Raw genomic sequence first — 14,299 nt, forward strand, 5'->3', positions numbered from 1 at the left:
AATAGTTAACTTCAGTCAATATTTGCTTTTAAAGAATCAAGAGCAGTTTCTTCTTCTGTTAAAGATTTAATCTCAACTTCTGTGGGAATTTTAAATTTTATATGTAACCGTTAATTTATTCTTTGATATAAATTTTTATACTGTCGCTTTCGCCGCTATCACTGATAGCTCTAACAATAAATTCACCGGCTTTTGCTTTCTATATTACTGCTTCGTTTGGTTTTGCGGTTGCTATTAATTTATTCTCCACAAACCAAAAAATGTTATTGGTTTTATTATCGCTAATCGCACTAAAAGTAATATTATCACTATTTTTAATTAAATGTACGGAATTTTTTAACGGGTATATAATTTTAGGTTTTTGATAATACCAATTTATCAACCTATTGCAATGGTTTGTAGGTATCGATTTCAGTAATATATGTATTCCTGCTTTTTGATAAACCGAAAGCATATCTGTCGGCTATAAATTTACTGTTTTATATTCTGTTTGTCCTTTAATAAAGTTGCAAGCAGGCATACCGGTTTTTAAATCTATCAACATTTTTCTATAAATGCCTGATTGTTTTATCGGCGATTTGCCTTTAATGAATAAGATTTCTGCTTTAACCGGACACATATCGTTATCGATATCTCCCGTATCTGCACAAACTTTTACTTTAGTAATATTTAGTTCATTAATTTTTGAAAGGATTAAATCTTCATCTTTATTTGGTCTAGCTATGGATTCGATAATATTAAAGAATAAAGGGGCTGCAGAAATATTACCCGTAAATGTTCCGTGAGTTTGCCCTTTGAAATACCCAACCCAAACGGCAAGTACGTATTTTCCGAATATGCCGACGCTAAGTGCATCTCTAAATGAGCTGGAAGTACCTGTTTCCCAATAAATCGGTAAGTTATGCCTTGTATTGTTATAGGTAATAGGACGAGTCGTATCTTTTATAATATCAAGTGTTAAATAGCTTGCCTCGGGGGATAGTAGTACGGTGTCCGTGTCATCCCACGACTTGACCACGGGATGACACATCAAGTTTTTCTTAAGCGGTTTATAAGTACCGAGATTACAAGCATAGCATAAAGAGTAGTTAACTCTTCAAGAGTAATTTCTGCTGTGCCGAGTACTATAGATAGCTGTACTAGTTAGGAGTTGATCTGACAGTATTGAGTAATCAGGCAGCTTGATAAGTTAAGGTCAAGTTGTCTGATATTGTCTCTATATTATCAATATTTTTATTAATTGCAATATAAAGAGAATCTTTAAAAGTTTGCATTGGCGTTTTACCGTAACAATGTTTACCTGAATGAGTTCTTTCATTATTATAACCTACAAGCCAGTTATCTATATCAGTTTGTAGCTCTTCTAATGTAGAATAAAACTTTTTGCGGAATAAAATGTGATAACATTCTTCTTGCATAGTTGTGTGGAATCGTTCACATATCCCATTAGTTTGAGGACTATAGGCTTTAGTTTTAGAATGATCTATATTTTCAATACCAAGATATAACTGATAAGCATGATGCTCAGGCTTGCCACAATACTCCGTTCCTCTATCTGTTAATATCCGAACCAGAGGAATATTATAGCTTTCAAAAAATGGTATAACCCTATCGTTAAGATGGTCTGCACTCGTTATAGCTGTTTTTTCTGTATAAAGTTTACAAATAGCAATAGAATAAGTATCAACGAAAGTTTGCTGATAAATACGTCCTATACCTTTTATATTCCCTACATAATAGGTATCTTGAGAACCAAGATAACCGGGATGTAAACTCTCAATCTCACCGCTTGCTTCACGTTTGTTTTTTACTTTTTCAAGAGCTGTTAACTGTATATCATTTAGAATAATACCGTCGCTTGCTACCTTATTTTCTAAAGCTTTTAAGCGTTTCTTAAAATTTTCTAAATCATGACGAAGCCAAACTGATCTTACGCCTCCTCCTGAAATAATTATTCCTTTCTTGCGTAGCTCATTAGCTGTACGTTCTTGACCATAAGCGGGATATTCAACTGTAATATTAACTATAGCATCTTCAACACTTGCTGGTACTCGGTTCTTTAAACAAGGCTTTCTTCTGCTCATCTCATATAGCGCTTCTTCTCCACCTTGTTCATGAAGCTCTTTATAGCGGTAAAATGTATCTCGGCTATAACCCATTACTTTACATGCTTGCGATACGTTACCTAGTTGTTCTGCTAGTTGTAATAAACCAATTCTTGGCTTTATTATTTTTTGTTGGTATATTGTCATCTGACAGTCTCCTTTTTTTAGAGGTTGTTAAATTTTTGCCGGGTACGAGTATATCTTTTTTTTCGTACCCAACAACTTCTTACTGTCAGATCAACTCCTAACTAGTACAGATAAGCTGTAATTTTCAGGTTTTCATAAGCCGCTAATTTTTGCTTGTTGTAAGAACTCATAAAAATTCGGGTTTTTTAACTTAGATGCTAGAAATATTACAGGTACGTTACGGCTCTTTATTTAACGATTCTCTAGCACCTAACCCACCTGTAAATCTGCTATCAAAATTTTCCGGTTTATAATGATCATAGTAAGTAGGTGTATCCTTAGTAAGGTTAGCGGATGTATTAGTGATTGATCAAAACTAAGTGCATAGACAAACGGTTTTAAAGCTGAGCCTGGAGATCTTCGACTTTTAGTGCCGTTATAATCTGTCCGCAAATATCGTTATTAAAAAACTCTCCGGAGTCAATACTTGCAAGCACTTCCATAGTAGTAAAATCAATAAGAATTATGGAGGCATTATTAATGCCGTATTTTTTCCGATCATTAATATATAGCCGAACTTGTTTCTCTATAGTAGTTTGTAGATTTTTATCTATTAGTAGTATATATAATAGGGCTATCATTACCGGTTAGTATATCTAAAGTAAAATGCGGTGTGATAAAAGGAAGATTTTTATTTTGATTAAATTTAATCGGCAAACTAATTAACTTATTATAAATAATATCTTGTGGGTGAGTCGTGAGCCATTCGGTAAATAGATATTTACGTGCTTTAAAAATATTAATATCATTCCCGCCTCTTTTAAGCGGATTTTGCGGGATTACTGCAAGGCTTAGAATATCGATCAAATTTAAATCTTTTAGGTCATGATTGAAGTAAATATAACTGCCAGCTGCTACCCCTTCAATATTACTACCGTAAGGCACTAGATTTAGATAAGCTTCTAGGATTTCATTTTTTGAATAATGTAGCTCTACATGAATAGCTTTAATGATTTGATGGATTTTACCAAGAATAGTAGAAGAATTTATTCCGTATCTTAAACGTGCTACTTGCATTGATTATAAAGCATTTTAAAAATAATGAAAAATTTAATAATATAGCTTGCATGTATAAAAGTAATGTCGTATAACGCACCACAAGGGCATTAATAAATTAATTAATCGTTAACAAAAATTAAACATTACGATTATTACAAATATTAAACTATAATATAAAACTTACGTTACTAATCTACCTTGTATCCTATCAATAAAAATGTCTTGATATAATATTTTTTTCGTGTACTATCCCTTTAATAATAATGAAAATATTAATATTTTAATTAATATTTATTAAAGGGGAATTAGATATTATGGAAAAAATATGAAATCTATAAATTCTAAACTTACAAAATTATTCTTACTTAGCTGTGCTAATGCGGCAATCATGACCGGTATGCCTAGCGTAGCAAAAGGGGATATAGAAATCTATGATATATTGAATCATACTCAGGAGTATGAAGCATTAATCCCTGCACAAAAGCTTAATATTATAAGAGGGATGCAAGGTCGTGAAGATTTTGCTGATCTTTTTGATGATCTTATGCCAGGGGAAAGAAGATTATTCAATAACGAAATAATAGAAGTCACTAGGCTTCAAGCAGCTGCTCCTGTACTTAACGGTGCTAGAGAAAGAAGAGAAGCACGTGTAGCCAGTGTTGAAGTTGTTGATTTAACAGGTAATACAGCAGTAGAAACAGGACGTAACGAGCAAGAGATGGCTCTAGAAAATTAGGCTTCAAATATTGGAAATCCTCGCTAAAGCTGAAGGAGTAAATGCTGTAAGTGTTAACGATAAAATTAAAAAGGCTATACATTTTAATAACATAGAAAATTTAAATATACCTTTGGAGCAGTTAAAATATATAGCTATGGCAGGTGGTGTAGATGCTAATGATAATTTAAAAGTTGTAAATAATTATGTTGAAGCCCCTTTAACAAAAGAAACTTTTGAACATGTATATTTTAGCACTAATATTACTGATGCTAATATAAGAAATGCAGATATTAAAGTTGATTATTATAAACCCGGACAAAGTGATTTATTAAAAAAGTTTAAAAGTGTAGCGACCCCGGAAACAAAGCGTAAATTATTAAATCAATTTGAAAATTATGTTACTCAAAACTTAGTTGAACTTGAGGCTAACAAATCTAATATTCCTACAAGACAGGCTATAATAAAACTAGCTGATCCTGCAAGATTAGTTACTTATTTAGAGAAAATGGCTGAATTAAAGACGGCATATATCGATAACGGTAAAAATAAGGTAGTTAATGAAGAGGGTTTAAAGAATTATAATAAGATTTTAAAAGATGCCGGTTTAATAGCTAAAGATTTGGATGGCAAGAAAATGCAAGCATTTATAGATAATTTTGATGCTTTCACAATGAGTGATCTAGCACTTGTCCTAACAAAGACCGTAGGTGAAATAAAAACAGATAATGAGCGTTTAGTAGGGCTTAATAATACAATGTCACCGCCTCGACCAACAGGTAGAGCGGTTAGAAATTTAAATAATTTGGATGCGATAGCTGATCTTAGTCCTGAATTAAAATTAGCAGGTCATGATCTAAAAGCAAAAGAAGGTGCAGCTGTAGTGGGAGGAGTACCTGCCTCCGTTATAGGTGGAGCAGCTGCAGCGGCAGTTGCAGAAATCCTTGTAGCTCCAAATACTTTAGAAGGCATATTTCATAACGAGATGTAAAAATACAAAAAATCCTGAAACATTAGAAGTAAGAACATTAGGTGCAGAAAATGATTTAGGAATTACAATAAAAACACTTTTAACTTTAGAGGAAGGAAAAGCTCCACATGAGTCTTTGAAATGATTTTCAGAAGCAAATCCTGATAAAGCACAGCTAATAATAAAAGCTAAGAATATTTGGAATAGATTAAAAGATGATGATTTAATAAAGCAAATTTCAAGGCAAGCTTTAACTTTAAATAATAAAATAGCCAACGAGGAATTTTTTAAAGAGCTGTTTAATGAAGAAGAGCATAACGCAATAGACCGTTTAAATTATACTTTTGGTAAATTACCGCTGGACTTACAAGATCATATTACGGCAAGAAGTAATGAAATAAAAATAAAAGATGAACTACAAGGTAAGAAAACAATTATATCAAGAATAGATTATATTACTAAAAATGAAAATGTTTTAGGAGCAAATTCTTTAAATAATGAAATAGAGAGAATTGTTGATAATTTTAATACTTTAAAATTTTCCGATGCACTAGATCTTGCTCTTAATAAAGGAGACGTACATGATAATATAGCCTTTATTCCTAAAGCAAATGAAGTAGATATTCAAGTAAATAATTGGATTAATAACAATATTGTTAATTTAACAGTGGAAAGTAATATAGATAGTGGCGATTTAACATTTTTATAAAATAAAGCTGCCCCGGCAACATTATCAAAAATTTATGAAACGGCAGTTGATACCAAAGCTAAATTACTGAAAAAAGTTTTAGCCGATAATCCAGCCGATTTATCTAAAGCTTCTAAGCATATTACGGAGAAAAATATAACAGACCGCCGTACAAAATAATTTCAATGTAAAAATGAAAGCTTTAACACCTGATACTAAAGATTTCTCAAAAGAAGAAATTGTAAAATTTCTTAATGTAATAAGTGATAAGAAAATAGAAGCGGTATTAAAAGAAATAAAAAAAGCAAAAGCTTTAGCAGTTAGGGCAGCTGCTGCTCCTGTTGTTGGTGTAGGCATGCCACCGCCGATATAATAGGCTTGGTATGGATGGTCTGGTTAGAAAGATGAATATTTTAAAGCCTATCGAAAATCTTTTTCTTAAAAAACCCGATATAGATGAAGGTGAAGTAGTTTATATTGCTCCTACTTCTGAAATAGGAAAAAAATACGAAGCTGCCGTTCAAGCTATAGCAGCTTCAGTTAACACTGAGTTAAAAAAGGAGTTAGCAATAAAAATTAAAGGAAAAGAAAAGTTAAAAGCATTAATTGTAGAAGAAGTTTTTGAGAAATATACAACTAAAAATGCAGATGCACTTGATGGTAATATAAATCAATTAGCTCAAGCTATAAAAGAAGGAACTGATATTGAGTTCATCAGTCCTAAAAGAGAAGTAGCAAGTAGTATAGATCAAGACACAAGAAATCTATGTGTTAGAATAAATCAAGATGCAGGCTTAATGCAGCAACTTAAAACGAATAATCCTAGGTTAGCTGCAGAGTTATAGCAGCGGCAGCTGTAAATGAAGAAGAAGTTGCTACAAGACTTCCAGAGTCAGCAGCAACACAAGCAGTAGCAAATGGAGACGTTATAAGCTATGGGGGAGTAGTTGTAGTAGTTCCTGCTGTTGCTCCTATAGCCTCCCCCCCCTGTTGCACCGTTAGTTTTACCGGCACAGCCCCCCCTGAAGAGGTAATAGCTGCTCCGTCGCTACAGCTCCATTAGCACCGGCACCGGTGGTTATTAATATGGAAGATGTAGAGGTAGTTCCGCCTCCGGTGGAAGAAGCTCCGCATACTGATATAGAAATTATGATTGTTCGACGTATAGAGAGGATTGTTCCTGTAGAGGGCAATATTGAAGACTTTGATGATGATGATAATATAATACGGGAGCAAACAAAAGTAGAAGTATCTAGTAGCACTGCAGTAATTGTAAATAAATTAGAATCTAAGGATTCTGAAGATAGCCTTGAAAACTTGAAATAAGAGGAAGCAAAAAAAGAAGAGGAGGCAAAAGTAGCTGCTTCTATAAAGGAAGCAGAAGAAGTAAGAAGTGCTGAAGCTGTAAGAGTTGAAGCTGCTGAAGTTGCAGAAATGCAAAATGCAGTAAAACAAGACGAAGAAATGATTGGAGCAATATATAATCCGATTCGTGATATCGCTCAAATGAGCCGTAATATTATATCGCATAGAATGTTCTCTAGTGCTGCGGGGGTGATGAAGATGAAAGAGTGTTAGATCAAGGGGGCTTGGATCGCAGGTACTTACGGTATTAATACGCAAAAAGGTTTAGGCGGTTATAAAGGTCAAGCTTCGGGCGGTACTATAGGTTTTGATATTGGCTTTGATAACTATAAAGATTTAGTCGGTATTAAATTGGATTCAAAGTTTAAATCTAGCGGTAGCAGGTCAAATACTAATATCGATAGCCATATCGTAACTTTATACGGACAAAAAGAATTACCGAAAAACTTTATGATCCAAGGTATGTTTGCTTACAATCATAATATCGTAAAGAGTAAAATCAACCGTTTAGGTACTATTGCAACCGGTAAATATAAGAATGATAATTATAACTTTGAAACTTTATTAAGTTACAATCATTTTATGAGAGGCGGTATTACTCTTACTCCAAATCTCGGTGTAAGATACGGTCACTCTAAAGACGGTTCGTACCAAGAAAGTAATGTAGGTATTCAGCATTTAAGTATTGTGTCTAAGAAGCAAAACTTATGGAGCGGTATTTTAAGGCGGTAAGGTAGCTTTAGCTCCACAAAAAATAGCTGAAGGTTTCAGCGTTACGCCTGCACTTCAAGCTTCTGTAGAAAATTACTTTAACGATAAGAGCAAAAAACTTAATACTAAAGTAAAGTGGAAAGATAGAGAAGTTAATGAAACCGTTGCATTACTGAAGCAACCTAAAGTCGGTTATAATATCGGTGCTAGCGTTTTAATTGAAAAAGGGAATGTAAGCGTATTACTTGAATATAACTGTCATTTACAAAAGAAATATCAAAGCCATCAAGGTTTTGTGAAGTTAAAAGTAAAGTTGTAAGTTATTGTTATTCCACGTATGGTTAATGTCATCCCGCAACTTGATTGCGGGATCTCAGGACACAGCCTATGATACAAGATACCGTGGTCAAGCCACGGTATGACATCGAGTGCGTTTTTCGATCCATACAATAATGCACTCCCGCTTTCGTGGATGACATAAGAGCCGTAAATAATACTTATTCCTCATCCCTTACTACTAAAACTGATATATCTGAATGACGGACGATTTTAGAAGCATTAGGTCCAAGCATATAATCTTTTAATTGTAGTCTGACTGCAGAGATTATTATTAAATCGGCTTTAATTTCATTAGAGTGCTTAATTATTTCATCATAAACGGCACCGCTACCTATATAATAATCTGTTTCAATTTCATCGAGAATATAATGTTTAATAAGGTCTTTAATTTGAGCTTGATACTTTTCTTTTTTCTCCATTCTCCAATTTTTAGGTAAATAATCTTCAAACATTTTCGTACCGAATTCAGGAATTACATACATAAAATGTAATTTTGCTTGAAAGTTCGTCGCAAGCATTAAAGCCTTAGAAAGAATACCTTTTATAGATTTTTTATCATTTAAATCTATAGGTATAAGTATATTTTTAAATATAGTATTTTCAGACATAAGATATTGTTAGTTTTTGTTTCTTACTGAATCATGTTTTGGTAGAACAAAATTTTTAGTATCGGTGAAATAGTTAATGTCGAGGTTATTTAATAAGTAATTAGAAAGTTTGAAATTTGCTACGTTTCTATGAAAAGCTCCGATAAATTTGTCTAAAATATCACGATTTACCTTATCTCTAGTTACTAGGATTGCCGATACTTTTACTGTAGTTTGATCATCGGTAATCCTTTGATATAACCCTTTGTGAAGCACCGTTTTATGAAAAGCTCTATTTTGTTTTACTAATTCTGCTATTTTATCATTTTCAATTGAAACGAAATCAACTTCACACTTATTAGCTATTAGATTTACTAAGGGGTTAGAGTGTCCAACCATCATTATTATAGCATCTATTTCCTTATTACAGAATTTATTAATAGAATCTTCATAATTAATGTGTAGCTCTTCAGGTTCCTTAGAAAATTTATATAAAGAACGTACGGCATCATAAGTAATATTACTACCGGAAAATGCTGGACCGTTAGTTATTTTTTTTCCGTCAATATCAGCAAAAACTTTTATTTTATCCTCATCTTTTACAATAACCGTAAAAAACTCATCATGTAGATTAAGCACCTGACGTAAATTTTGCATTTTTTCTTGATCGTGATAATAACCTATGCCCTTATATGCTTCTACTGCAATATTGGCCTGCACTAAAGCTAAATCAATTTTGCCTTGTTGTAATAATTTTAAATTTTCTATACTGCCGTTTGTTACAACAACTTCACATTTAATATGTTCATTATTTTTATCATCATTTGTAATAGTCTTGCATAAATCAAGTCCAATAGCATAATATCCTTTTAAAATAGAGCCGGTACCGATTTTAATGACTTTTGGAGCAGCATAAATATTACTGCAAATAAGAAATATGCTAATAATAGTAGCTAGTTTAAAATTATTCATAAAACTAATTTGGATTATTTTCGGTGTTTTGGTCTTCTTTATGTTCACCAAGTTTGAGTTCTAATAAATTAATAGAACTGATATTTATCCCTTTGTCTGAAAACTCAATATCAAACTTAGCTTTTTCTATATTATTGTAAGCCGAATTTACATCATTTTGATCTATATTTAATTGCTCGTCGGAAGCTTTATTAATTGCTTTAGCAATAATTGTTTTAATTATTTTCTTGGAAAAAATAATATTATTCGGTAATAATTTATCAACTATGGAATTATAATTTTCCAGCTCAAAATATAGTTTTCCTTCCGGTAATTTATTGGCACAGAATTGTAAAGCACCGTTTAAATTAACTTTAGAATCATTATCACAAGTAAAAATAAATCTTTCTATATTAAAATTTTGTAAAATAGCTGAATCTTCTCCGTCTTCAGCAAATTTTAAAGAAGCAGCAATATCTAAATTAGCATTTTTAAAATTCAAAATATCTTTTTCTGAATAATAATTCATATTTAAAAATAAGGATATATTTTCCTCACTTGCTAAATTCTGTTTTCTTATAAGAAATGCTAAATCATTAATTTTAAAAATTTCTTGATTATCTTTAAATATCGATAATGCTTTATTATTTAACTGAATTGATTTTAATATTTCTTTTAAATTAGCATCTTTTGATATTTTATATAAAGGTTTATTAAATTTTCCTATACCCTTTATGTCATCATCGCTGCGTACATCATAGGTAAATGTTTTGTCGCCGTAATTATCGACTTCTCTAATAAAAGGACCGAAATTAAGAGCAGCTCTTTTAGTACTAAAAGCTATATTTAGGACAATATTTTTGCTAGTAAATTCTTTAGAATTTACATGATCAATTAATTTTACTTTAGGATCCGTTACGGTAATTTTCCAATTAAAAGGATAGCCTGAAAACTTAACGGCATTATAAGATATTTTAAGATTATCGGATTCAGAATTTTTAATTAAACTTACAACGTTATTTTTTATAGTATATGCAGTTGCAAACCATATTATAGTAAAGGCTAAAAACACAAAAAGAAGTATTTTACGTATCACTTTTTTAATCCATTATAATTTTATATTACGAGTAGCAGAAGGAAGGCGTACTTTTATGCCGTCTAATTCTTCGGTTAAAATAATTTGACATCCCAATCTAGAAGTATCGGTAAGACCGAAGGCTAAGTCAAGCATATCTTCCTCTGCTTCCGTAGGTTTTTTTAATTTGTTGTAAAATTCTTCTTCTAAAATAACGTGACAAGTAGCACAAGCAAGCGATCCTTCACAAGCTCCCTCAAGGTCTAGATCGTTACTATGGGCAATTTCTAAAATAGAAAGCCCTATCGGTGCTTCTACTGTTTTTTCTTCTCCATCATTTATAATAAATGTTACTTTTATTTTTCCTGACATTCTTCTTATTTTTCCTTATCTAAATTAGCTCGATTATATATAAAACTTTATATATAACTGAGGCTATTTAATTTGATTGATATTTTTGCCTTTTAGCAAATCATTAATTATTATATTAAACTTTGTATCCATAGATTGCTTTATTTTGGATTTAAAATCTTTAATAGAATTATTAATTAAGATCCGATCTCTAGCGTGTGTGGCTTCTTTTATATTATCTAATAAAGAATTAATTATAGATATCTCACTGTCCGATAATAAAGCTGTTAATTCCGCTATAGCACGTTCTATGCTAAAGATTAAAGCCTCTGCTTCAATTACTGCTTCTTGTAATAATCTTGTAGTATAATCTATTTTAGCATTTTTATAAGCGTTTTCTAACATAATATCAATCTCCGTTTTATCAATACCATGATTTGGCTTTACTTCTATAGTATGTGATGTATTACTGATTTTCTCATAAGCAGAAACGGATAATATACCGTCTGCGTCAATAGCAAAAGTAACTTCGGCTCTAATATCTCCTGCTTTCATAGGAGGTAATCCTTTTAACTCAAATCGAGCCAAGCTACGGCAATCTACAGCCATTTCACGTTCACCTTGCAATATATGAAATTGTATACCGGTTTGATTATCGGCATAAGTCGTAAATTCTTTTACTACCGAAATAGGAATCGGAGTATTACGCATGATGATTTTTTCAACTATACCACCATATAATTCCATGCCCAGCGATAGAGGTACTACATCAATCAATAATGAATTTGTATTGGGTGCTATTAAATTTTCTGCTTGTAATGCAGCCCCCCATACAACTGCTTTATCAGGATCGATATCTGATAGAATATCTACTTTAAATGCTTTATATAATTCGTCTTTTATTAAAGGAATGCGGGTTGCACCTCCTACTAAAATAACTCCGTCTATATTTGGATTTCCTGCTTGTTCTAAACACTCTTTAGCTATATTGATAGTATGTTCTACTAAAGGTAAAATTAATTGTTCTAATATTTGCTTATTAATTGACATATTATCATTATTAAAACTATCTTTATATGTTAAAGTTTCTTTTGCTTTTTTTGCAAGTTGTAAAGTATCTATAGAATTAGGTAAATCAAATTTATTACAAAGATATTGTGTAATTACTACATCTATATCGTCGCCACCAAGCATATTATCGCCATTTGTTGCTATAACTTGAAAAATACCTTCTTGTATATTAAGAATAGATACATCAAAAGTGCCGCCGCCTAGGTCATATACTAAATAACAACCGTTTTGATTTTTATTTAAGCCGTAAGCATAGGCAGCTGCCGTCGGTTCGGCAATTAGCCTTAATACTTCAAAACCTGCTATTTTAGCCGCAAGCATTACTTCGCCTCTTGCTGCATCGTTAAAATGTGCAGGTACTGTTATTACTGCTTTAGTTATATTAGTCTTTAATTGTTTCTCTGCTTGATTTTTTAGGTAAACAAAAACTTCTGCTGCAATTTCAGGAATCCGCATCCTTTTAATAGACATCTTCCCACACTTCGCTTCTAGAGGTAATTTAGACGTCGAACCGGTACCCACATCCTCGCGTATGTCTATATACGCTGCGGTGCTGCGGTCCGTGTCTCCTTTAAATTCCTCTCTATAAGCTGGTGTGGGAAGATGTCTATTAGCAAAATTTAGCTTAAGCTCGCCTTTATTTACATCTAAATAATCTTTAACTAAAGAAAAAAGTGCCGGAGTGTTTAAAATTTCTTTTAATGTTTTACCGAATAATCTTTTAATAGAACGAAGTCCCTTATTATTACCTATAGTAAAATTGTTACTTGTAAAATCTATAGTAGTTGGGATTAATTCTTTATCATCTATAGATTTAATAACTTTAACTTTTCTATTAGCTGCAATAGCTATTAATGAGTTAGTAGTGCCAAAATCGATACCGACTGCTATTTGCTGTTCTTGCTTAAGATCAGCTTGCTCTGGTTCCCTAATTTCTATTATTTGCATGAATTTATTTTTTCTTGCAGTTTATGCAGCAATGTCCCAATATATTTAAGCTTGCTAGTTTTTATAGTTGCGTCTGATAGATTTTGTTCTTCAAAAGCTTGTTTTAAAGAATCAATCTCGAGCTTTTCCATTAATTCATATTTATCTTTTATTTTTTCTAGATCACTAAATAAGATAGTATTTTCAATTATTTCCATTTCATCCCAGAATATGCTTAATTCTAGCGGCGAAAGTAAACTGCGTGTTTTTTCATCATTCAAATTTATATTTTGCAAAAGCAGCATATATTCGGCACGCTTTAAGGCATCTTTAAGAGTAGAGTAAGCGTTATTTAATTCAGCCGCAGTAATTAGATTTTGTTCCTTTGCCTGCAAAGTTTTTGCTTTATCGGGATGATATTTTACCTGCATAGCAAAATATTGCTTTTCTAATATCTTTAAATCAATATTATACTCTTGCGGGAGCCCTAGTAATTGAAAATAATTTTGCACTTTTACTTTTTTGTAATTCTAAACTGCTCTATCATATATCAAAAATTAAAAAAATACAATTATGGAAGTAGATCTATTACATTTTGAGAAGAAATATCAGGAGTATGTTGTAGCAGGTATAGATGAAGCAGGTAGAGGACCGCTCGCAGGTCCAGTAGTAGCAAGTGCCGTTATAATAGATAACGCCAATATTATAACGGGTATTAAAGATTCTAAAAAGCTTTCCAAAAAGAAAAGAGAATTACTATATGAGCAAATAACTAGTAACTATGTTTGGTCAACCGCTATTATTTCTCATACCGAAATTGATGAGATTAATATATTAGAGGCAACTAAAAAAGCTTGTTCTATTGCTGCGGCAAATCTTACAACTAAGCCGGAGAAAGTTTTAGTTGACGGTAATATGCAGTTTAAGGATGCAAGATTTGTCAGTATAGTTAACGGTGATAATTTATCGTTATCGATTGCAGCGGCTTCCATTATTGCAAAAGTTACTAGGGATCGTTTGATGTTAGATTTAAGCACTGAATTCCCACAATATTTATGGCACAAAAATTCCGGCTATGGTACTAAAGAGCATATCGAAGCTATTAATACCCACGGCTTATCACCGTATCATAGGAAGAGTTTTAGGTGTTGTTAATAGGCGTTGTTGTGTGGATACTAGAGTCGTCATTGCGAACAGCCGTAGGCTGGCGTGGCAATCTCATGAAATAATAACAAATAACAAACTCCTGAGATTGCTTC

General features: G+C 32.1%; 14 protein-coding genes and 3 pseudogenes. 8 read left to right on the forward strand and 9 right to left on the reverse strand.

What is annotated here, in order from left to right; genetic code table 11:
- Window positions 1–115 precede the first annotated feature (115 nt).
- The 3 genes and pseudogenes from AB1146_RS04205 to AB1146_RS04215 form a co-directional block, all read right to left on the reverse strand.
- Window positions 116–1,134: pseudogene (locus tag AB1146_RS04205) on the reverse strand (penicillin-binding protein 1C); the annotation flags it as partial.
- Window positions 1,135–1,172: 38 nt separating this feature from the next.
- Window positions 1,173–2,252: an IS481 family transposase gene (locus AB1146_RS04210; RefSeq protein WP_010420735.1), complete on the reverse strand. Its 1,080-nt coding sequence runs from the start codon at window positions 2,250–2,252 to the stop codon at window positions 1,173–1,175.
- Window positions 2,253–2,387: 135 nt separating this feature from the next.
- Window positions 2,388–3,311: pseudogene (locus AB1146_RS04215) on the reverse strand (transglycosylase domain-containing protein); the annotation flags it as partial.
- Window positions 3,312–3,687: 376 nt separating this feature from the next.
- Between AB1146_RS04215 and AB1146_RS04220 the strand changes: the two are divergent.
- The 7 genes and pseudogenes from AB1146_RS04220 to AB1146_RS04245 form a co-directional block, all read left to right on the forward strand.
- A pseudogene (locus AB1146_RS04220) lies at window positions 3,688–4,111 on the forward strand (cell surface protein); the annotation flags it as partial.
- Window positions 4,091–4,996 (forward strand): cell surface protein, encoded by a 906-nt coding sequence (locus tag AB1146_RS08550; RefSeq protein WP_410525668.1) that lies wholly within the window; start codon window positions 4,091–4,093, stop codon window positions 4,994–4,996. The pseudogene AB1146_RS04220 and the gene AB1146_RS08550, both read left to right, overlap by 21 nt.
- 860 nt (window positions 4,997–5,856) lie before the next feature.
- The gene (locus tag AB1146_RS04225; RefSeq protein ID WP_010423668.1) at window positions 5,857–6,036 is read left to right on the forward strand and encodes a hypothetical protein; all 180 of its coding nucleotides are present in this window, start codon (window positions 5,857–5,859) and stop codon (window positions 6,034–6,036) included.
- A gap of 10 nt (window positions 6,037–6,046) precedes the next feature.
- Window positions 6,047–6,508 (forward strand): hypothetical protein, encoded by a 462-nt coding sequence (locus AB1146_RS04230; RefSeq protein ID WP_232203635.1) that lies wholly within the window; start codon window positions 6,047–6,049, stop codon window positions 6,506–6,508.
- A 241-nt stretch (window positions 6,509–6,749) separates the two neighbouring features.
- On the forward strand, window positions 6,750–6,989 hold the full coding sequence (locus AB1146_RS04235; RefSeq protein WP_029374836.1) for a hypothetical protein: 240 nt from the start codon (window positions 6,750–6,752) through the stop codon (window positions 6,987–6,989).
- 108 nt (window positions 6,990–7,097) lie between these two features.
- Window positions 7,098–7,241 (forward strand): hypothetical protein, encoded by a 144-nt coding sequence (locus AB1146_RS04240; protein WP_156790194.1) that lies wholly within the window; start codon window positions 7,098–7,100, stop codon window positions 7,239–7,241.
- Between the two features lie 33 nt (window positions 7,242–7,274).
- Window positions 7,275–7,760: an autotransporter outer membrane beta-barrel domain-containing protein gene (locus AB1146_RS04245; RefSeq protein WP_232203717.1), complete on the forward strand. Its 486-nt coding sequence runs from the start codon at window positions 7,275–7,277 to the stop codon at window positions 7,758–7,760.
- A gap of 476 nt (window positions 7,761–8,236) precedes the next feature.
- Here the strand turns inward: AB1146_RS04245 and AB1146_RS04250 are convergent, their stop codons facing one another.
- From AB1146_RS04250 to hscB, 6 genes are all read right to left on the reverse strand, one after another.
- Entirely contained in the window at window positions 8,237–8,686 is a 450-nt protein-coding gene (locus AB1146_RS04250) for a universal stress protein (RefSeq protein WP_010423665.1), read from the reverse strand.
- Between the two features lie 9 nt (window positions 8,687–8,695).
- Window positions 8,696–9,637, reverse strand: coding sequence for a TAXI family TRAP transporter solute-binding subunit (locus AB1146_RS04255; RefSeq protein ID WP_355403568.1), 942 nt, complete (start codon window positions 9,635–9,637; stop codon window positions 8,696–8,698).
- A 4-nt stretch (window positions 9,638–9,641) separates the two neighbouring features.
- On the reverse strand, window positions 9,642–10,712 hold the full coding sequence (locus AB1146_RS04260) for a hypothetical protein (protein ID WP_010423664.1): 1,071 nt from the start codon (window positions 10,710–10,712) through the stop codon (window positions 9,642–9,644).
- Window positions 10,713–10,724: 12 nt separating this feature from the next.
- The gene (locus tag AB1146_RS04265) at window positions 10,725–11,063 is read right to left on the reverse strand and encodes a ferredoxin family 2Fe-2S iron-sulfur cluster binding protein (RefSeq protein WP_010423662.1); all 339 of its coding nucleotides are present in this window, start codon (window positions 11,061–11,063) and stop codon (window positions 10,725–10,727) included.
- Window positions 11,064–11,126: 63 nt separating this feature from the next.
- On the reverse strand, window positions 11,127–13,061 hold the full coding sequence (hscA, locus tag AB1146_RS04270) for a Fe-S protein assembly chaperone HscA (protein ID WP_010423660.1): 1,935 nt from the start codon (window positions 13,059–13,061) through the stop codon (window positions 11,127–11,129).
- Entirely contained in the window at window positions 13,052–13,552 is a 501-nt protein-coding gene (hscB, locus tag AB1146_RS04275) for a Fe-S protein assembly co-chaperone HscB (RefSeq protein ID WP_010423659.1), read from the reverse strand. Before hscB ends, hscA begins: the two co-directional genes overlap by 10 nt.
- A 61-nt stretch (window positions 13,553–13,613) precedes the next feature.
- Between hscB and AB1146_RS04280 the strand changes: the two genes are divergently transcribed.
- On the forward strand, window positions 13,614–14,195 hold the full coding sequence (locus tag AB1146_RS04280; RefSeq protein WP_010423658.1) for a ribonuclease HII: 582 nt from the start codon (window positions 13,614–13,616) through the stop codon (window positions 14,193–14,195).
- The last annotated feature ends 104 nt before the right edge of the window (window positions 14,196–14,299 follow it).

The sequence above is a fragment of the Rickettsia helvetica genome (genome assembly GCF_963970025.1).
In the GTDB taxonomy this organism is placed as follows: Bacteria; Pseudomonadota; Alphaproteobacteria; order Rickettsiales; family Rickettsiaceae; genus Rickettsia; species Rickettsia helvetica.

Bases quoted from the DNA above. Each gene is read 5' to 3' on its own strand.
- AB1146_RS04255 (WP_355403568.1), bottom strand. From the start codon at position 9,637: ATGAATAATTTTAAACTAGCTACTATTATTAGCATATTTCTTATTTGC.
- AB1146_RS04210 (WP_010420735.1), bottom strand. From the start codon at position 2,252: ATGACAATATACCAACAAAAAATAATAAAGCCAAGAATTGGTTTATTA.
- hscA (WP_010423660.1), bottom strand. From the start codon at position 13,061: ATGCAAATAATAGAAATTAGGGAACCAGAGCAAGCTGATCTTAAGCAA.
- AB1146_RS04230 (WP_232203635.1), top strand. From the start codon at position 6,047: ATGGATGGTCTGGTTAGAAAGATGAATATTTTAAAGCCTATCGAAAAT.
- AB1146_RS04265 (WP_010423662.1), bottom strand. From the start codon at position 11,063: ATGTCAGGAAAAATAAAAGTAACATTTATTATAAATGATGGAGAAGAA.
- AB1146_RS04225 (WP_010423668.1), top strand. From the start codon at position 5,857: ATGAAAGCTTTAACACCTGATACTAAAGATTTCTCAAAAGAAGAAATT.
- AB1146_RS04280 (WP_010423658.1), top strand. From the start codon at position 13,614: ATGGAAGTAGATCTATTACATTTTGAGAAGAAATATCAGGAGTATGTT.
- AB1146_RS04240 (WP_156790194.1), top strand. From the start codon at position 7,098: ATGCAAAATGCAGTAAAACAAGACGAAGAAATGATTGGAGCAATATAT.
- AB1146_RS04235 (WP_029374836.1), top strand. From the start codon at position 6,750: ATGGAAGATGTAGAGGTAGTTCCGCCTCCGGTGGAAGAAGCTCCGCAT.
- AB1146_RS04250 (WP_010423665.1), bottom strand. From the start codon at position 8,686: ATGTCTGAAAATACTATATTTAAAAATATACTTATACCTATAGATTTA.